At 23.1% G+C, this 19,186-nt stretch carries 19 protein-coding genes, 1 other RNA gene and 1 pseudogene; 14 read left to right on the top strand and 7 right to left on the bottom strand.

From position 1 onward, the window contains the following. Window positions 1-12 precede the first annotated feature (12 nt). The 8 genes and pseudogenes from D9V63_RS00390 (at window position 13) to fliR (ending at window position 5,105) form a co-directional block, all read left to right on the top strand. Window positions 13-375, top strand: coding sequence for a flagellar export protein FliJ (locus tag D9V63_RS00390; RefSeq protein WP_158368351.1), 363 nt, complete (start codon window positions 13-15; stop codon window positions 373-375). Continuing rightward, the gene (locus D9V63_RS00395; RefSeq protein WP_187308582.1) at window positions 353-1,477 is read left to right on the top strand and encodes a flagellar hook-length control protein FliK; all 1,125 of its coding nucleotides are present in this window, start codon (window positions 353-355) and stop codon (window positions 1,475-1,477) included. Before D9V63_RS00390 ends, D9V63_RS00395 begins: the two co-directional genes overlap by 23 nt. A gap of 100 nt (window positions 1,478-1,577) precedes the next feature. Next, window positions 1,578-2,516, top strand: a complete 939-nt coding sequence (locus D9V63_RS00400; RefSeq protein ID WP_158368355.1) for a hypothetical protein — start codon at window positions 1,578-1,580, stop codon at window positions 2,514-2,516. Beyond that, window positions 2,509-2,871, top strand: a complete 363-nt coding sequence (gene fliN / locus D9V63_RS00405) for a flagellar motor switch protein FliN (RefSeq protein ID WP_158368357.1) — start codon at window positions 2,509-2,511, stop codon at window positions 2,869-2,871. Before D9V63_RS00400 ends, fliN begins: the two co-directional genes overlap by 8 nt. A gap of 29 nt (window positions 2,872-2,900) precedes the next feature. Beyond that, window positions 2,901-3,221: pseudogene (gene fliO, locus D9V63_RS03135) on the top strand (flagellar biosynthetic protein FliO); the annotation flags it as partial. 96 nt (window positions 3,222-3,317) lie between these two features. Then, on the top strand, window positions 3,318-4,037 hold the full coding sequence (gene fliP / locus D9V63_RS00410) for a flagellar type III secretion system pore protein FliP (protein WP_410051816.1): 720 nt from the start codon (window positions 3,318-3,320) through the stop codon (window positions 4,035-4,037). Between the two features lie 19 nt (window positions 4,038-4,056). Next, entirely contained in the window at window positions 4,057-4,326 is a 270-nt protein-coding gene (fliQ, locus tag D9V63_RS00415) for a flagellar biosynthesis protein FliQ (protein WP_158368361.1), read from the top strand. Further along, complete coding sequence (fliR, locus tag D9V63_RS00420) at window positions 4,326-5,105, top strand: flagellar biosynthetic protein FliR (RefSeq protein ID WP_158368363.1); 780 nt, start codon at window positions 4,326-4,328, stop codon at window positions 5,103-5,105. Before fliQ ends, fliR begins: the two co-directional genes overlap by 1 nt. A gap of 91 nt (window positions 5,106-5,196) precedes the next feature. On the opposite strand, the gene rpmG is transcribed toward fliR, so the two are convergent. Together rpmG and rpmB are read right to left on the bottom strand one after the other, a co-directional pair. After that, complete coding sequence (rpmG, locus tag D9V63_RS00425) at window positions 5,197-5,364, bottom strand: 50S ribosomal protein L33 (RefSeq protein WP_158360400.1); 168 nt, start codon at window positions 5,362-5,364, stop codon at window positions 5,197-5,199. A gap of 9 nt (window positions 5,365-5,373) precedes the next feature. After that, a complete protein-coding gene (gene rpmB, locus D9V63_RS00430) occupies window positions 5,374-5,601 on the bottom strand; it encodes a 50S ribosomal protein L28 (protein WP_158368365.1) in 228 nt (75 codons plus the stop codon). A gap of 225 nt (window positions 5,602-5,826) precedes the next feature. Between rpmB and D9V63_RS00435 the strand changes: the two genes are divergently transcribed. Continuing rightward, complete coding sequence (locus tag D9V63_RS00435) at window positions 5,827-8,520, top strand: hypothetical protein (RefSeq protein WP_158368367.1); 2,694 nt, start codon at window positions 5,827-5,829, stop codon at window positions 8,518-8,520. Window positions 8,521-8,536: 16 nt separating this feature from the next. Here the strand turns inward: D9V63_RS00435 and ppa are convergent, their stop codons facing one another. Then, window positions 8,537-9,076, bottom strand: a complete 540-nt coding sequence (gene ppa, locus D9V63_RS00440) for an inorganic diphosphatase (protein ID WP_158368369.1) — start codon at window positions 9,074-9,076, stop codon at window positions 8,537-8,539. Between the two features lie 209 nt (window positions 9,077-9,285). On the opposite strand from ppa, the gene pmbA reads away from it, so the two are divergent. Further along, complete coding sequence (gene pmbA, locus D9V63_RS00445; protein ID WP_158368371.1) at window positions 9,286-10,629, top strand: metalloprotease PmbA; 1,344 nt, start codon at window positions 9,286-9,288, stop codon at window positions 10,627-10,629. A 71-nt stretch (window positions 10,630-10,700) separates the two neighbouring features. On the opposite strand, the gene rnpB is transcribed toward pmbA, so the two are convergent. Continuing rightward, an RNA gene (rnpB, locus tag D9V63_RS00450) (RNase P RNA component class A) lies at window positions 10,701-11,077 on the bottom strand. A gap of 34 nt (window positions 11,078-11,111) precedes the next feature. Further along, on the bottom strand, window positions 11,112-11,969 hold the full coding sequence (gene rsmI / locus D9V63_RS00455) for a 16S rRNA (cytidine(1402)-2'-O)-methyltransferase (RefSeq protein WP_158368375.1): 858 nt from the start codon (window positions 11,967-11,969) through the stop codon (window positions 11,112-11,114). A gap of 131 nt (window positions 11,970-12,100) precedes the next feature. Here rsmI and D9V63_RS00460 point away from each other — a divergent pair, with 131 nt between their 5' ends. From D9V63_RS00460 to dapE, 4 genes are all read left to right on the top strand, one after another. Next, entirely contained in the window at window positions 12,101-13,318 is a 1,218-nt protein-coding gene (locus tag D9V63_RS00460; protein WP_158368377.1) for a beta-ketoacyl synthase N-terminal-like domain-containing protein, read from the top strand. Between the two features lie 127 nt (window positions 13,319-13,445). Then, window positions 13,446-14,396: a transaldolase gene (gene tal, locus D9V63_RS00465; RefSeq protein ID WP_158368379.1), complete on the top strand. Its 951-nt coding sequence runs from the start codon at window positions 13,446-13,448 to the stop codon at window positions 14,394-14,396. A 55-nt stretch (window positions 14,397-14,451) separates the two neighbouring features. After that, the gene (tkt, locus tag D9V63_RS00470; RefSeq protein WP_158368381.1) at window positions 14,452-16,449 is read left to right on the top strand and encodes a transketolase; all 1,998 of its coding nucleotides are present in this window, start codon (window positions 14,452-14,454) and stop codon (window positions 16,447-16,449) included. A 99-nt stretch (window positions 16,450-16,548) separates the two neighbouring features. Beyond that, complete coding sequence (gene dapE / locus D9V63_RS00475; protein ID WP_158368383.1) at window positions 16,549-17,676, top strand: succinyl-diaminopimelate desuccinylase; 1,128 nt, start codon at window positions 16,549-16,551, stop codon at window positions 17,674-17,676. 119 nt (window positions 17,677-17,795) lie between these two features. On the opposite strand, the gene D9V63_RS00480 is transcribed toward dapE, so the two are convergent. Together D9V63_RS00480 and dapA are read right to left on the bottom strand one after the other, a co-directional pair. Further along, window positions 17,796-18,011, bottom strand: coding sequence for a hypothetical protein (locus D9V63_RS00480; protein ID WP_158368385.1), 216 nt, complete (start codon window positions 18,009-18,011; stop codon window positions 17,796-17,798). A 34-nt stretch (window positions 18,012-18,045) separates the two neighbouring features. Next, window positions 18,046-18,924: a 4-hydroxy-tetrahydrodipicolinate synthase gene (gene dapA / locus D9V63_RS00485; protein ID WP_158368387.1), complete on the bottom strand. Its 879-nt coding sequence runs from the start codon at window positions 18,922-18,924 to the stop codon at window positions 18,046-18,048. Window positions 18,925-19,186 lie beyond the last annotated feature (262 nt).

Raw genomic sequence — 19,186 nt, forward strand, 5'->3', positions numbered from 1 at the left:
AAAAAAAAACATATTCAACAATTGAAATTATTAATTAATTTTCGAAATGAATATATTGCAAAATTAAATATTAATCTTAAGTTAGGTATGTATACAACTCATTGGAAAATATACAATAATTTTATTTTTATGTTATATATAGCAATTGAGGAAAACAATAATATCATTAAAAAATATGAAAACAAAATTAAAAACAATATTGATCAATGGTTTAAAAATCATATTAAATTGAAAACTTGGAATTATTTAAATCAAAAAAATAAAATAGCTTTTAAAAATAGTGAAATTTTAAAAGAAAATATTATTAACGATGAATTTTCGCAATTTAAATTTTTTAAAAAAGGCAGTTATTATGATCTTAAGTCATCTAAATAATATAGAATTAAAAAAAAATGTTTTATTAAATTCAGATCATAATTTTTGTTGTTATGTTACTAATTTTGATTTTTATCAAGCTATTTTGAATGAATGTAAAAAAAATTTATTAAACAAAGAAATTAAATTTGACAACATTTCTACACAAAAAAAGAAACAAGATGATGAAAACATTATATCTGTTAATTTTTTAGTAAAAAATTTATTAAATGTTTTCAATAAAAACAATATAAAAACTAGTTTTTATATTGAAAAAAATACTAATATAAAAAAAGAACACAAAAAATTAGATCAACATTTTAAATTAAAATCTTATTATTCTTTAAAAAATAAGAATAAAATTAATATAGAAGAAAATGAAAAAAAGATTAAAATGTTTAAAAATAATGAACTGTTAAAACATTCAAAAAATATTACAAACAAAAATATTTCGTCCTATAACTATAATATTATTAATTGTGTTAAAAAATCTTACAGTAAAAGCAACTTGAACGAAAGCAATAATTTAAAAATTATAAAAAATCAAAAAAATTCTATTAAAGATAGTAAAAATTTTATATATTTTAAAAATAATTTAAATAATAGATCAAATATTCTTGCTTCTAAAAATGCATATAAAAACCAAAATTCTATTTCAGAAATAAATTCTTTTAAAAAAACAGATGAAAATAATTTTTTTAAATTAAATAAAAAATTAACATATATTTTAAATAATAAAAAAAATCTTCAATGGAAGAAAGCTATTAGTCAACAAGTTTTGTTATCTATTTCCAATAAAGAAAATAAAGCTGAAATTCGTTTAAAACCAACATTTCTTGGTTCGATATATGTAGAAATTAAAATAAAAGACAATCAAGTAAAACTAAAATTTATTTCAGATCATATAGAAGTTAAAAATTTTTTGAATCATTGCATTCCATTTTTACAGGATTCTTTGATTAAAAATGGTATTTTTTTAAAAAAAGTTAACATTTCCAGCTTTTTAAATTCAAAAAAAAATAAACATGTATTTATTTCGAAATATATCCCTAGAATATCTAATACGATTAAAAAATTTCACATAAATTTAACACAAAAAAAAATCGTTGATATGTACGTTTAATATAACAGGAATATATATTACAATTTTAATTACATTTAAAACTTAAAAAATAAGTTTTAATATAATTTTTAATCACTTTTACCTATAAGGTATATAATAAATGGGCAAAAGTAATAGCTTCAATGTTATTAATAAAATAATTAATAAAGATAAAGAAATACATAATATTTTAAGTGTAGGCGAAATTAAAAAATTAGAACAAATTAATAAAAATTTTGTAGAAAAAATAATAATACATTTTTCAAATTTTGTTAAAAATAATGTAACATTAAATTTTTTCACTATTACAATAAATTCCAGTGTAAATAGTAAAAAAGATATAAAATATTTATTTTCTAATAAAATAGATATATTAAACTTAAATAAAAAACTTTTTATATTTTTTTCAGATAATTTATTATCTTTATTTATAGATTTATTATTTGGAGGTAATGGTACTTATTCAGAAAAAATTAATCAAGAAAGAAAGCTTACATATATAGAAGACAGTATTGCTAAAAAAATTTTACAATTTATTTTTCAAGATTATTTTAAATTTTTTGAAAACATTTTTTCTGTTGATATAAATACTCTAAATATAAAAATTGTTAACATTAAAAAAAATGATTTTTTAAAAGAAAATTATATAAATAACAATTTTCATTTAAGCTTAAATGGTGTACATATTTTTTTCAGTATTTTACTTCCTATTTCAATAGTTAAAAAATATTTTCAACAAACAAATTTTTTAAAAAATAATAAAACATCTTTAATAAAAAATATAAATTTCGAAAAAAGTGTTTCTGTTATTAACCTATATGATATTGAACTAGATGTTATTATACAATTTTTAATGTCTTCTAAAATACAATATAAAAGATTATCTATAGGTGATATTTTAATGGTTAAAAGTCCTGATAAAGTTATTGCTTATATAAAAAAAATACCTATATTTTTAGGTAGTTATAAAAACTTTAATAAAAAATCAGTTATTTTTTTTAAAAAATTTATAGATAAAAATATAGATTTACATAAATTTGAGGAATTTTTTAATGAATAAATTAAAAAAAAAATATGATTCTGAAAAAATTAATCATTCTAATAAGAATATTAACCATATAGATATTAAAAACCAAAATAATTCTGAAGAAATAATGTCTGTTAGTTTGAATGAAAACATAAATAAAAAAGAAATAATATTTGATATACCAGTTGATATAACTATAGAATTAGGTAAATCTAAAATTAAAATTAAAGAACTTTTGGAGTTTTCAAAAGGAAGTATGCTTTTTTTAAATCAACAAAAAGAAGATCCTTTAAAAATTTTTGCAAATGGTAAATTAATTGCACTTGGTGAAATTGTTATATCAGAGAATACATATGGTGTAAGAATTATTAGTATAAAAAATTCTTAAAATACTATGAATCGATAAATTTAAATTTTATGAAAAATAATATTGAATCACAGTTAACAATAAGTAATTATCAATCAGTTTTTAATGGTATAAATTTTTTTCAAATAGCTAGTTCATTAGTGCAGATAATATTATTAATATTGTGTATAAGTTGGATTATTAAAAAAATTTCGTTAAAAAAAAATAAAAAAAATTCTTATATAAACATGATAGAAAAAATATCAATAGGATCAAATGAATCTATTATTATGATAGAAGTTCAAAAAGTAAAATTAATATTAGGTATTACAAAAAATCATATTACTCATCTGTATACATTAACATCTCCATTAAAAGACGAGTCGCCTAGTAAAGAAGAAAAAATTATGCTTCCAAAAAAAAAAATTTATGATATTTTCAAAAATTTTACTAAAATATTTTTGAAAAAAAAAGTATTATGTCAAACCATTACATTTATATTTTTATTATTATTTTGTCCTTTAGTTTATGCTGATATACCTGGACCAACAATTCATAATTTAAATGATGGTACGCAAACTTGGTCTTTGCCTGTACAAACTTTAGTTTTTTTAACTGCTCTGACTTTTCTTCCAGCTTTTCTTTTAATGATGACTAGTTTTACACGAATTATTATTGTTTTTGGATTATTGAGAAATGCTTTAGGAACTCCATATGCTCCACCTAATCAAATATTATTAGGTTTAGCGCTTTTTCTAACTTTTTTTATTATGTCTCCAACTTTTGAAAAAGTTTATGAAGAAGCTTATCTTCCCTTTAGTAAGGAAGAAATTAATATGAATGAAGCTATTTTAAAAGGTTCAATTCCATTGAAAAAGTTTATGTTAAATCAAACAAGAACGTCTGATTTAGAGTTGTTTTCAAAAATAGCACATGTTTCTGATTATAAAGATCAAGATGAAATACCTATGCGAATTTTATTACCTTCATTTATTACAAGTGAATTAAAAACAGCGTTTCAAATTGGTTTTACTATTTTTATACCTTTTTTAATTATTGACTTAGTTGTTGCTAGCGTGTTAATGGCTCTTGGTATGATGATGGTTCCACCTTCAACAATTTCTTTACCTTTTAAATTAATGTTATTTGTACTAGTAGATGGATGGCAATTATTAGTAACTTCACTATCACAAAGTTTTAATGTGTAATATTTTAATGGGATTTTTTATGACTCCTGAATATATAATGGTTTTATTTAGCCAGGCTATTAAAGTTGCATTAATGATTGCATCTCCATTATTATTATCAGCTTTAATAAGTGGTTTGATTATCAGTATATTACAAGCAGCTACGCAAGTAAATGAGCAAACTCTTTCTTTTATTCCTAAAATAATTTCTATTTTAGCTACTATTGCTATACTTGGTCCTTGGATGTTGGGTGTTATGTTGGATTATACGCATAACTTATTTAATAATATACCAGCTATTATAAAATAATGTTAACATTTAATAATTTACAATTAGTAACAATTATAAGTAACTTTTTTTGGCCATTAGTGCGTATTTTATCATTTTTTTCAACTGTTCCAGTTTTTAATGATGAGCATATAAATAAAAAAACGAAAATAGTTTTATCTATATTAATTAGTTGGATTGTATTTCCATTTTTACCTCAAGTAAAAATACAACTATTTTCTTTAGTTGGCTTATTACTTTTATTAGAACAAATTTTAATTGGTATTACCTTAGGATTTACTTGTCAATTTTTATTTGCTACAATTAATTTTTCAGGGGAACTAATAGGACTACAAATGGGTTTATCATTTGCAACGTTTTTCAATGCAAATAATAATATCGGTGTTTCTATAATATCTCGCTTGTTGAATATTTTAATGTTATCTTTCTTTTTGTCAATTAATGCACATCTTTATTTAATAAATATATTAATTAACAGTTTTTATAGTATACCAATTAATATTATTTTTTTTAATCATAGTGTTTTTTCTATTATCTTGCAATTCGCTAGTAATATCTTTTTAAATAGCATAATGCTAATTTTTCCAATTATAATTTTCTTATTGCTATCTAATTTAATAATGAGTATTTTAAATCGATTATCTCCTCAGATATCTATTTTTTCTATTGGTTTTCCGTTGAATTTATTAATAGGTATACTTATGTTATATTATTTAGTAGGTATTTCTTTCCCTATTTTTAACAACTTATTAAATCAATTAATTTTATTTTTATCAAATACTTTTTTAAAATTACAGTAAATTATTTATATGTATTTATAAAGTATAATTTACATTAAATTATACTTTAGTTTTCAAATAACATTTTTTAAATTTTATTTACAATTTTTTATTATTTAATTTTTCCTTCATTATATAATACATGTTTTCGAATAGTTGGATCATATTTTTTTAATACTAATTTATCAGGTGTATTTCTTTTGTTTTTAGTAGTAGTATAATAATGCCCTGTTCCTGAGGAAGAAATCATTTTAATTTTTTCTCTATTTTTTTTAGCCATATTAAACCCTTATTTTTTGTTTTTTATTTTTTTTATCATCAATTCTACTCCATTTTTATCAATACAACGCATTCCATTAACAGATATACGTAACTTAATAAATCTTTTTTTTTCTGGAATCCAGAAACGATGATTTTGAATATTTGGTAAAAATTTTCTTTTTGTTGCATTTAAAGCATGTGATCGATTGTGACCAACCATACGTTTTTTTCCTGTAACCTGACATATACGAGACATATAAAATTTTTCCCAAAATGAATTTTTGATTTTTTACTTTTAAAACTAGTAAATCACATACTAATATAGTATATATTAATTGAATTGTGTACCTTTTAGATGATTTTACTATGAAAAGTGAATAAATTTAAATAATTTATTTAAAAGTATATTTTTTTTTAAATTAGTATAATATAAAATTTTGTATTTTAAGTGTTAATTAATATTTAATTTGGGATTGCTCCTATGAGTGTATATCAGAGATATTTATCTAAATCTTTGATTTTTTTTTCTAGTTTACTATTTTTGATAGTATTTTTATTAGAAAGTAATTGTGGGTTTAAATTTTTTTTTAATATTACTAATTATTTTTTTTGGGGATTAAAAACAGAAAAAATATCAGGAAATTGGCGTGATTTTACATTAAAAAATATTACTTTTAATTTTTTTCACACATCTATTAAAGCCGCTAGCATTCATATAGTAATTGATCCGATATCTCTATTAAAAATACATAAAGTTTTCAAAAATATTGAGATAAAAAACCTGATTTTTTCATTTAATGAAAATAATTTTTTTTTCTTAGAAAAAAAACATTTCAAAAAAAATATATTAGAAAAAAATATTTTTTTTAGTAACTATATTATTTTAAAAAAAATTTATTTTAATAAAATTTTATTAAAATCAAATAATACACATATACATTTATCCAATGTGAATAGTGGATTCAAATTAATTAATAATAATTTTACAATATTTCGTACTTATGTTGATTCTATTTATTTAGATTTAAAAAAAAATAATCAAAAAAATCTTTTGAACAAAAACACATTTATTAACAAAAAAGAAATAAATAATCTTTTATCTTGTTTTTTAGATCATAAAAAATTTTCACTTCCAATAAATTTAAATTTAATGTTTATGAAATGTAAAAAAATTAAGTTTTTTCATTATCAGTTTAAAAATATTTTATTTCGAGGTATTATTAATAATCAATTTGTATTTAAATTAAAATTTAATGATTTTTTTAAATTTAATATATTTGGAAAAGTATTATTGAATAATTTAAATCATCCTATATACATTCATCTACATATTCATCGTCTATTATTTCCAGTTAAAAAAAGATTAATATTTACTTCAAAAAATGTTAATTTAATTTTAAAAGGAACAATAGATAATTATGATTTATCATTTAAAAATATTATTAATATATCAGGTGTTCCATCAGTTTTTTTGAATATTTTTGGTAGTGGAAACTTAACAAATATTTCTTTAAATAAAATTCATGTGATTCCAATTTTGAAAAACATTCAAAGCAATACATTATTTCATTTAAAAAAAGAAAGCTATACTCAATATATTTCGAAATTGACAGGAAATATTAATATATCCAATAATATTAAGAAAGGTGCAAATAATGTAAAAATTTCTCATTTTAATCTAAAAGCTAATATAATAGATAAGAAAATGCTAATATTAGGTTCCTTATATTATAATCAAATGAATAACATAAAAATACCTAAAATGAGTTTTTTTTTAGGAAGAAATACAGGATTTTTAAAGGGATCAATATCAAAATTAATTAATCTTAACTCATCTATTAATGCTAACAATTTAGATTATTTTATACCTAATTTAAAAGGAGCAGTTATAACTACATTAAATATATATGGTTTTTATTTTTCACCTGTTATTTCTGGTGTTGTTTCAGGAGAAAAGTTAAATTGGAACAATACAATCTATTTAAATAGCATGAAAATGTTATTTAATGTAAATACCAAAAATAATGTTACAAAAAATGTTTCTCTTGTTATAAAAAATTTTAATTTTCTAAAATTTTATTTAGATTATTTAAATATAAAGCTTTATTGGAACGATATTAAACAAAAATTTTATTGTTTTATAAAAAATAAAAACTTGAATATAAATTTTATTATAAATGGAAAATTTGATTATCAAAATCAATTTTGGGAAGGTACTTTTAAACGAATAAATGTTTCAATGTTTCATAAGAAATGGATTTTTAATAATAATCCAATTATATTTAGTTTGAATAAAAATATAAAAAAAAATAAAAAAAATAGAATAAAAAACAAATATCATATTTTTTCTACGATTAACAGAGTTAAAAAATTTTTATTTTCTTCTGTTTTTAATTCATCTATTAATTTTAAAACTAATTTGTTTTTTCAAACAAAGTTTATATCAAATACAAATAATAAATATTCTAATGTAAAAACATTTTTATATAGTAATAATACGATATTATACAAAAAAATTAAAAATAAAATTTTTTCAACAAAAATATCTTCTTTTAAATTATTAGTTCATTTAAAGAAAAATAATCTTATAACTCGCTGGGTAATATACCCATTGAAAAATAAAAATAATAAATTATTTGGATTTTTAAATATTTATGATTTTTTTTATAAAAAAAATATACGAGGAAAATATTTTTTATTTAATTTTCCTTCTTCTATTTTAAATTTTTTTACTTCAAATTTCACAATACTTAAAGGTATATGCACTGGAAAAATAAAATTTTCAGGAACATTATATCAGCCTCATATATTGGCTGATATTCATTTAAACCATTTCTATATTAAAAGTAATCAGATATTAAAGTATATTATTTTATTTTTTTACCCTTCTTTTAATTTAATTAAATATGTAAAAATTAATCAATCGATTTTTATAAATCAAGGAGATGTATTATTTCAATTATATTCAAACTCAAAAAGTAATGTTGTTAATTTGATAGAATGGAATATTTTTTTTAATAGTAATCAAGTTCTTTTTTTTATTGCTCCAAAAATAAAATTAAATCTTTTTTCTCAATTAAATTTGCATTATTTTTTATTAAAATATGACTTAATTGGATATTTAAAATCTTTTTTATTTAATTTTCAAATCAATGAAAAAAATTTTATTTTTTAAAAAATCAAACAACTTTTTATACATTTTTTTTATTTTTGAATCGATTACATGAAGAAATAATTTCTAATTTTGCAGCTTTATGATTATCCCATCCTATAATTTTAGTCCATTTTTCTGTTTCTATTTTTTTATAATATTTAAAAAAGTGTTCTATTTGTTTTTTTAATAACTCTGATATATCTGTAATGTTATTAATATATTTATATGTTTTGCAAATTTTACTTTTTGGTACAGCTATAATCTTAGAATCATCTCCTGATTCATCTTTCATTTTCAGTATGCCAATAGGCTTGCAATGGATAATAGAGCAAGATTGTATAGGATATGGAGATGGCACTAAAACATCTAAAGGATCTCCGTCCATAGATAATGTTTGATTAATATATCCGTAATTGCAAGGGTAAAACATTGGCGTAGATATAAAACGATCTACAAAAAGTAAACCTGATTCTTTTTTTGTTTCGTATTTAATAGGAGATGAATTAGATGGTATTTCAATGATAACATATATATCATTTGGTATATTATCACCTGCAATGATTTTATTATAATCCATTGATTTTTACCTTTTTATATCTTGAAAATATTGTGTTTATATCAAATTTTTTATAGTTTTTTAAAATAAATTTAAAAATAGAAAATTTTAATTAATATTATTTATTCAATAATGTATTTTAAGAATAATTATTTTTTTATACAGTTCTTTATAAATTAATATTAATATATTCTACTTATATAGTATATGTATTTATTAAGGAGTTACAAATGAAATTAATTCATCAAATTGAAAAAGAAGAAAATTTACTAATAAATACAGTAAGTAACACTCTTCAGTTAGCAAAAAAAACAATTAATTGTTCTATTGAAGTTTCTGTGAAAAAAACAATAGGATTCAATATTAATATTAGAAATAACATTGTAGAAAATATAGAATTTAATAGTGATGGAGCATTATTTATTACTGTATATAATAAATTTTCTAAAGGTAGCGTCTCATCTAGAGATTTTAGTGTAAATAGTATTAAAAAAATGTTAGATATTGCTATAGATATTTCTAAAAATTCTTCTTCTGATTTTTTTGTAGGCTTACCGGATATAAAATTGCTTTGTTTTAATCCTAATAATCTTGATTTATTTCATCCTTCTGAATTGAGTATAAAAAATGGAATTAATTTTGCTTCTATAGTAGAAAAAGAAGCATTTAAATTTGATAAAAGAATTTTTAATAGTGAAGGAAGTTTTTTTAGTAGTCATATTACTATAAATGTTTTAGGAAACAGCTTGGGAATGTTAGAAAAATATAAATCAACTCTTTATTCAGCTTATAACTGTATGATTGCAAAAGAAAAAAATATAATGCAAAGAGATTTTTATTATTCTACTTCTAGAAAAATAGAGAATTTAGAAAAACCTGATATTTTAGGACAAAATACTGCAAAACGTGCTGTTTCTCGATTAGGTTCTAAAAAAATTAATACTATGAAATCTTCAGTTATATTTTCAAAAGAAATATCTTTTAATTTTTTTTCTAATCTTATCCCAGCTATTAGTGGTGATAATATTTATCGTAAATCTACTTTTTTACTGCATGATTTACAAAAACAAATTTTTCCTAATTGGTTAAATATTATAGAAAACCCACATATTCAGCAGGGATTAGGTAGTAAGCCTTTTGATGATGAAGGTGTAAAAACAACTGTAAAATATATTGTTAAAAATGGAATATTATCTACTTGGTTACTTAATAGTTATAATTCTCGTAAATTAAAATTAATTAGTACTGGGAATTCTGGAGGTATTCATAACTGGTTAGTTTCTAATCAAAATATATCATTTCAAGATTTATTAGAAAATATGAGCACTGGATTATTAGTAACTGAATTAATGGGTCAAGGAGTAGATATTGTTAATGGAAATTACTCACAAGGTGCTATAGGATTTTGGGTTGAACATGGACAAATTAAATATCCAGTGAATGAAATTACAATTTCTGGTAATTTAAAACATATGTGGCTTAACATTCTGAGTATTAGTAATGATATTGATACACGACATAACATTCAATGTGGTTCTATATTAATATCTGAAATGCAGATTTCAGGAAATTAATTGCTATTTTTAAAGTAAATTATATAAAAGGTAATAAATTTATTACCTTTTTAAAGATTTTATTTGTTATATTAAGAAGTTGACTGATAAGCCGGGTTCTGTTTTTAAAACAGTCATTCATCTAGATTAACAATTACTTGTTAATTCAAGCAGTCTACCCAGGTTTTTAGTACGAGCAATACCTTTTATAATAACCTATATTTGACTTTGCTCCAGGTGGAGTTTACCGTGCCATAAATTGTTGCCAATTATGCGGTGTGCTCTTACCACACCTTTTCACCCTTTCCATTTTTAAAACATATATGATATTAAATTTGGTGGTTTTTTTTCTGTTGCACTAGTCATAAGTTCACACTTTCCAGGTGTTACCTGGCACCTTGCTCTATGAAGCCCGGACTTTCCTCTCTTTAGCAAAGAATACTAAACAGCGACTGTTTTAGTCAACTTCTTAATAAATATTATATGCTATTTAAATAAGAATGTCATTTGTCTTTATTTGTTATTGCATACTGATATAAATTATTTTTTTTAATTTTATGAATTTTTGAAGTTATTAATACTGATTGTTTTAACGATAGAACTGTTCTTAATATTGTAAAAGTATTTATTATCTTATCTGAAATATTGACATTTTTAAATTCTTTATAACCATCTATAATAATAACATTTTCTCCTTTATTATAACGGTTTTCATCTTCTTTTATCCAAGAAAGCATTAAATAAGCTTTATTCCCATAAATAATTTCCCACTTTTTTGTAATTTCTCTGGCAATGACTATATGTCTATTTTCTCCAATTTCATTTATTATATCCTTGATAGTTTCAATTATTCTATGTTTTGATTCATAAAAAATCATTGTTCGTTTTTCTTTTTTTAATGAATTTAATAAATCACGTCTTAATTGTTTTTTAGAAGGAAGAAATCCTTCATAACAAAAACGATGTGTAGATAGTCCAGAAGCGATTAATGCAGTTATAGCTGCGCAAGGACCAGGAAGCGGAAGAATTTGGATATTAAAAAGATGGCATTTCTTAATTAGTAAATATCCTGGATCATTGATTAGTGGAGTTCCTGCATTAGATACTAAAGCAATTTTTTTCCCTTTTTTTAGTTCTTCAATTAAATTATTACTTTTTTGCGATTCATTAATTTTGTTAAAAGTTATTAAGATATTTTTTATATTAAAATGTTTTAGTAAAATATTAGTATGTTTAATATTTTCACATGCTATTAGATCAACTGATTTTAATGTTTCTAAAGCACGATAGGTAATATCAGATAAATTACCAATAGGAGTTGGTACGATATAAAGAATTCCAGTATTTTTAAATAAATTCACTTTTTTATCCAAATATATTTTATGTTTATTTTAATTAAAACGAAATTAATTATTTTATTATATAAACAATATTGAATTTAATCTTTTTATATTTAACTAAATAACAATACATTATTGCGAAAGGAAATCGAGTGAAAAGAGTCGTTATTACAGGATTTGGTATTATTTCTAGCATTGGAAATAATAAACAAGAAGTTTTAGCTTCTTTGTGTAATGGTCGTTCCGGAATAACATTTTCAGATCAAATGAAAGAATTAGGTATGCGTAGTCATGTATGGGGAAATATTAAATTAGAACATAAAAATATCATAAGTAAAAAAATGTCTCGTTTCATGACCGACGCCTCTATTTATGCTTTTTTATCAATGGAGCAAGCAATTAAAGATGCTAATTTAAAAAATAAACATTATCAAAAAAATTCTCGTGTTGGACTAATTGTTGGTTCAGGAGGAGGTTCTCGTAAAGATTATGTAAAAAATATAAATATAATAAAAAATCGTTATAGTTTTCGTTCTTTAAGTCCATATACCGCAATTAAATCTATGACATCTTCAATTTCTGCGTGTTTATCAACTATATTCAAGATTCATGGCGTAAATTACTCTATTAATTCTGCTTGCGCTACTTCTGGGCATTGTATTGGAAATGCTTTTGAATTAGTTAAATATGGAAAACAAGATCTTATTTTTGCAGGCGGTGGTGAAGAAGTAAGTTGTGAATTAGCTGCTGAGTTCGATTCAATGAAAGCGCTGTCTTCACATTTTAATAAAAATCCCATAAAAGCATCTCGTGTATACGATTTAAAACGAGATGGTTTTGTTATATCCGGAGGAGCAGGTATTGTCGTTATTGAAGATTTACATTCCGCACTTGCTCGTTCTGCTCACATTTATGCTGAAATTATTGGATATGCTGCAACATCTGATGGTGGTAATATAGTTATACCTTCTGGAGAAGGCGCGTTAAGATGCATGAATTTAGCAAAAGGGCAAAAAAAGTTATCTGTAGATTATTTAAATGTTCATGGAACATCAACTAAAATTGGGGATTTAATTGAATTAAAAGCAATTCAAAAATCTTTTTTAAATGAAAAAAAACCAATGATTTCAGCAACAAAATCTATAACTGGTCACTCTTTAGGGGCGTCTGGAGTCCATGAAATTATTTATACTTTATTAATGTTACAATATAATTTTATATCTCCTTCAATTAATATCGAAATATTAGATCCTTGTGCAAAAAATATGAATATTATTCAAAAAACTATTTCTAAAAAAATTACAATAGCAATGTCTAATAGTTTTGGATTTGGAGGAACTAATGTTTCTTTAATATTAAAAAGATACTAATTTTATAAAGTAAATATTATTTAAATTATATATTAAATATATGTATTATTAATAAGATAAAATTTACATTTTATATTTTTTGTATTTTACTACCTTTTAAATACCTTAATAATAAGAGTAACGTATAATGAATCAGTTAGAGTTATTAAGAAAATTTACGACAATCGTTGCAGATACAAGTGATATAGATTCTATTTGCAAATATAAACCTGAAGATGCAACTACAAATCCATCTTTAATATTAAAAGCAGTCAATTTAAATAAAAATAAAAAATTTCTTCATCAAGCAGTAGAATATGCTAAAAAAAAAGGAGGATCAAAACAAGAAAAATTAATAAATGCAACAGATAAAATTTTAGTTGATCTTGGTATAGAAATTTTAAAATATATACCAGGTTATATTTCTAGTGAAGTAGATGCTCGTTTATCTTTTAATCAAGATCATTGCATTTTAAAAGCAAATAAAATAATTAAAATGTATGAAGATCAAGGTGTTTCTAGAAAAAGAGTATTAATTAAATTAGCGGCTACATGGGAATGTATAAAAGCAGCGGAAGAACTAAAAAAAGATAATATTTTTTGCAATTTAACTCTTTTATTTTCTTTTGCTCAAGCGCGCGCTTGTGCGGAATCAAAAATATTTCTAATATCTCCTTTTGTTGGTCGTATTTACGATTGGTATGTAGCTCAAAATTTAATATCGAATTTTTCTTATAATGAAGATCCAGGAGTAATTTCTGTTCGTAAAATATATAATTTTTATAAAAAACATAATTATAAAACTATTATTATGGGTGCTAGTTTTCGAAATATTCAACAAATTTTGTTATTATCTGGATGTGACCGATTAACTATTGCTCCTATATTATTAAAAGAACTGGAATCAAATAATACAGTATTTGATAGAAAATTAATTCCACCTACTACTTTTGTAAATCCACCTATGCCTCTTTCCGAAGAAGAATTTCGATGGGCGCATAATCAAGACGAAATGGCTGTTCAAAAATTATCAGAAGGTATAAGAAATTTTGGAAAAGATCAAATTCTTTTAGAAGAAATTATTTCAAAATTAATATAAAAATTTCACAAAATATTAATTTATTTTTTATAAAATTAGAACTTGGGAAAAATTTATGTCTTTGGAAAAAAAATTATCGAATGCAATTCGTATGTTAAGTATAGATGCAGTTGAAAATGCAAAATCAGGTCACCCTGGGATGCCAATGGGAATGGCGGATATTGCAGAAGTATTATGGAGGAATTTTTTAAAACATAACCCAAAAAATCCTAAATGGAACAATCGAGATCGATTTGTTTTGTCTAATGGTCATGGTTCTATGTTGCTTTACAGTTTATTACATCTTACTGGATACGATTTATCAATAGAAGAAATTAAAAGATTTAGAAAGCTTAATTCTAAAACTCCAGGACATCCTGAAGTAGAAGAAACACCAGGTGTTGAAACTACTACTGGCCCTTTAGGTCAAGGTTTAGCGAATGCTGTAGGAATGGCTATTGCAGAAAAAACATTAAGTGCTTATTTTAATCGTTTACATTTTGATATAGTGAATCACTATACGTGGGTTTTTGTAGGAGATGGATGTTTAATGGAAGGAATTTCCCATGAAGTTTGTTCTTTAGCTGGAACATTAAAATTAGGGAAATTAATTGTTTTTTATGATAGTAATGGCATTTCAATAGATGGAAAAGTGTCAAATTGGTTTACAGATGATACAGTAATGCGTTTTCAGTCTTACAATTGGCATGTGATAGATAAAGTTAATGGTCATGATTCAAATGCTATAATGAAAAGTATTCAAGAAGCAATATCTATACAAGATCAGCCTTCTATAATTATTTGCAATACTATTATTGGTTTTGGATCACCAAACAAATCAGGAACATCAGAATCTCATGGTGCTCCTCTTGGAGAATCTGAAATTAATTTAACAAGAACAAATTTAAAATGGAATTATTTACCTTTTGAAATTCCCCAGGAAATTTATAAAAAGTGGAATTTCATTAAACAAGGATTAAAATTAGAAAAAGAATGGGATAAAAAATTTACTTTATATCAAGTAAAATACCCTGAACTAGCTAAGGAATATTTAAGACGCTTCAGAAAAGATTTACCTGATAAATGGCACGAAAAAACTAGTGAATATATTATTCAATTACAAAAAAATCCTAAAAATATAGCAAGTAGAAACGCCTCTCAAAATACTTTAGAAAAATTTGTAAGATTATTACCTGAGTTAATAGGGGGGTCAGCAGACTTATCACCTAGTAATTTAACTATTTGTTCATCTTCTAGTTCTATAGCAGAAAATACATCAGGAAACTATATTCATTACGGTGTACGTGAATTTGGAATGACTGCTATTGCTAACGGTATTTCGCATCATGGAGGATTTATTCCATATACTTCAACATTTTTAATGTTTGTTGAATACGCAAGAAATGCTGTACGTATGGCTGCTTTAATGAATACTAAACATATTTTTGTATATACTCATGATTCTATTGGATTAGGAGAAGATGGTCCTACTCATCAACCAATAGAACAATTGGCTAATTTAAGAATGACTCCTAATATAGATGTATGGCGACCTTGTGATCAAGTAGAAACTGCTATAGCATGGAAATTTGCAATTGAAAAAAAAGCAGGTCCAACAGCATTAATTTTATCACGTCAGAATCTATCTCAGATTGATAGAAATGATGAACAATTAAATAATATTTCATATGGAGCATATATATTGTATGACTCTAAAAAACCTATTGATGTTATTTTTATATCAACTGGATCAGAAATCGCAATTACCTTGCTTGCTGCAAAAAAAATTGTTTCTTTAGGTTATTCTGTGCGTGTAGTTTCTATGCCTTCTAATAATGTTTTTGATAGACAGAAAAACACATATAAAGAACTAGTGCTTCCTTCTTACGTGACTAAAAGAATTGCAATAGAGGCAAGTATCAAAGATTTTTGGTATAAATACGTAGGAATAGAAGGTTTAATTATTGGAATGGAAACATTTGGAAAATCAGCTTCAGCTGATATTTTATTTCAAAAGTTTGGTTTTACTGTAGAAAATATAGTTAATCAATCAAAAAATTTTTTAGAACATTAATTTTAAGCTATCATAAACATTTACAAGGGGCTTTTTAGCCCCACTAGAATAATTTTTTTAAACATTAGAAATAATAAATAATATTTTAAAGAGAAAAATATGATTTGCTCAGTAACTGCATTGTCAAAGAAATTAATTCGAATTCCATCTATAAGCCCAAAAGATCTAGGGTGTCAAGATATTATGATAAATTTTTTGTCTGAACTTGGATTTCAAATAAAGCAAATTAACATTAACGATACAAAAAATTTTTGGGCTACTAGAGGATCAGGTAAAACTTTAACATTCGCAGGTCATACAGATGTAGTTTCACCTGGCGAGTGCAAAGATTGGAATCATCATCCATTTGATCCTATAGTAAAAAATGGTTATTTATTTGGCAGAGGCGCGTCAGATATGAAGGGTGCTTTAGCTGCTATGCTGATAGCATCAAAAAGATTTATAAAAAAACATTCTAATTATAAAGGTCGATTATCTTTTTTAATTACTTCAGATGAAGAGTCTTCTGCTATACATGGAACAACGAAAGTAGTAGATTATTTAATTGCTAAAAAAGAGAGAATTGACTATTGTATTATAGGAGAACCTACTAGCGAAAACAAAATTGGTGATTGTATAAAAAATGGAAGACGTGGTTCTTTGACAGCTAATTTAACAATTTTAGGTGTTCAAGGTCATATTGCATATCCGCATTTAGCAGATAATCCAATTCATAAAGGATTGCCTATTATTTTAAAATTATTATCTATATCATTAGATCAAGGTAATAGTTTTTTTTCACCAACTAGTATAAATATCGCAAATATTCACGCAGGTAATGGAAGTAATAATATAATTCCAGCTTCTTTATTTGTACAGTTTAATTTTCGTTTTAGTGATGAAATATCTGAAAATCAAATAAAATTAAAATTTATACAAATATTAGAAAAAAACAATATTAATTATTCCATAAAATGGCATTTATCTGGACTTCCTTTTATTACAAAAGAGGGTTTATTAAAAAATACTGCAATAGAATCTATTTTAAAAATTACCAAGATAAAACCAATTGTATCTACAGATGGTGGAACGTCAGATGGACGTTTTATAGCAAAACTTAATCCACAAATAATAGAAGTAGGTTTGATTAACAAGACTATTCACAAAGTTAATGAATGCGTTAAAATATCTGATTTAAGAATATTAACCTTAATTTATGAAAATATTATGAAAAAGTTATTTATATAAAATAGTAATAATCTAAAGAATTATTTTACTATAAATAATGCAGAATATCTTGTGAGATAATCTGCACGTAAGTTCTATTATATAAATGAAATTTTTGTATATTTTATTGACTAATTAATTTATACAGGAGGAAATATATCAATTTTTTCTTTTTTCAAGTCTTCTTCTGTATAAGGTATTTTATATTCTTTATCTTCAGTAGGAAAATTGATCCCTTTTGGAATAATTAGTTTTTGCAATGTATTTTGATTACTTGCATTAATAAAGTATTTAGGATGGTTTTTTAAAATATCTAAGTCACAAGAACTTAATGAAACTAGAATAAAAATTTTCAAAATAATGACTTTTTTTTGAAAAAAAAGTTTATTTTTATTGAAAATTAGCATATTGAAGAGCTTTTTCAAGTTGAACTTTTCCAGCAGATGAAATTGGAGTCATTGGTAAACGAAGTGTATCATTTTGTATTAAACCCATTTTTTTAGCAAGCCATTTAATCGGAATTGGATTTGATTCTATAAATAACGCCTCATGTAATAAAGACAAGCGCTCATTTATATATCTAGCATTTTTAAAATCACCTTTTAACGCATATGAACACATTTTTGTCATTTCTTTTGCAGCAATATTTGCTGTTACTGATATTACTCCTTGACCACCTAACTGTATAAAATCTAATGCTGTTGCATCATCACCACTAATTAGCAAAAAATTATTTTTTACAATTTTTTTAATTTGATTAATTCTTGATAAATCTCCACTTGCTTCTTTTATCCCAATAATATTCTTAAATTGAGATAAGCGTGAAATAGTTGAGGGTAGCAAGTCACATCCTGTACGACTAGGAACATTGTATAAGATTTGTGGTAGATCTGTATTTTCTGAAATAGCTTTAAAATGTTGATATAATCCTTCTTGAGTAGGTTTGTTATAATACGGAGTTACACTGAGACAAGCTGCAATTCCAGATTTTTCAAATCTTTTAGTCAACGCTATCGCTTCAGTTGTCGCATTTGCACCTGTTCCTGCAATAATAGGAATTCTTTGATTTGCAATTTCTAACGTTAACATAACAACTTTAATGTGTTCTTCTTGACTTAAAGTAGCTGACTCTCCAGTTGTCCCAATAGAAACAATTGCTGTTGTTTTATTTAATACATGATAATCAATTAAATTTTTTAAACTAGAATGACAAATACCGCCTGATTTATTCATTGGTGTAATTAGAGCTACGATACTTCCTGTGAACATTATTTTTTTTTTCCTCCATAAAAATATTTATGGTATATTTATTTAAAATTTAAAAATGAATTAAATTATATTATATATCTATGTATTGTAATTCATTTAAATTGTTTTATTATTAGTTAAATTTTAAACAAAAATTTCATTAATAATATATTTTAAAAAATCAATTTTAAACATTCAATTAATATTTAAGTAGTTTATTTAGTATTAAAAATTTTTTAAATAATATTTTCATAACAATTAAATCTTGATGTTAAAAAATTAT

Source organism: Buchnera aphidicola (Aphis nasturtii), assembly GCF_005083345.1.
Lineage (GTDB): Bacteria > Pseudomonadota > Gammaproteobacteria > Enterobacterales > Enterobacteriaceae > Buchnera > Buchnera aphidicola_R.

Bases quoted from the DNA above. Each gene is read 5' to 3' on its own strand.
- D9V63_RS00395 (WP_187308582.1), top strand. From the start codon at position 353: ATGATCTTAAGTCATCTAAATAATATAGAATTAAAAAAAAATGTTTTA.
- D9V63_RS00400 (WP_158368355.1), top strand. From the start codon at position 1,578: ATGGGCAAAAGTAATAGCTTCAATGTTATTAATAAAATAATTAATAAA.
- fliN (WP_158368357.1), top strand. From the start codon at position 2,509: ATGAATAAATTAAAAAAAAAATATGATTCTGAAAAAATTAATCATTCT.
- fliQ (WP_158368361.1), top strand. From the start codon at position 4,057: ATGACTCCTGAATATATAATGGTTTTATTTAGCCAGGCTATTAAAGTT.
- fliR (WP_158368363.1), top strand. From the start codon at position 4,326: ATGTTAACATTTAATAATTTACAATTAGTAACAATTATAAGTAACTTT.
- rpmG (WP_158360400.1), bottom strand. From the start codon at position 5,364: ATGGCTAAAAAAAATAGAGAAAAAATTAAAATGATTTCTTCCTCAGGA.
- rpmB (WP_158368365.1), bottom strand. From the start codon at position 5,601: ATGTCTCGTATATGTCAGGTTACAGGAAAAAAACGTATGGTTGGTCAC.
- D9V63_RS00435 (WP_158368367.1), top strand. From the start codon at position 5,827: ATGAGTGTATATCAGAGATATTTATCTAAATCTTTGATTTTTTTTTCT.
- ppa (WP_158368369.1), bottom strand. From the start codon at position 9,076: ATGGATTATAATAAAATCATTGCAGGTGATAATATACCAAATGATATA.
- pmbA (WP_158368371.1), top strand. From the start codon at position 9,286: ATGAAATTAATTCATCAAATTGAAAAAGAAGAAAATTTACTAATAAAT.
- tal (WP_158368379.1), top strand. From the start codon at position 13,446: ATGAATCAGTTAGAGTTATTAAGAAAATTTACGACAATCGTTGCAGAT.
- tkt (WP_158368381.1), top strand. From the start codon at position 14,452: ATGTCTTTGGAAAAAAAATTATCGAATGCAATTCGTATGTTAAGTATA.
- dapE (WP_158368383.1), top strand. From the start codon at position 16,549: ATGATTTGCTCAGTAACTGCATTGTCAAAGAAATTAATTCGAATTCCA.
- dapA (WP_158368387.1), bottom strand. From the start codon at position 18,924: ATGTTCACAGGAAGTATCGTAGCTCTAATTACACCAATGAATAAATCA.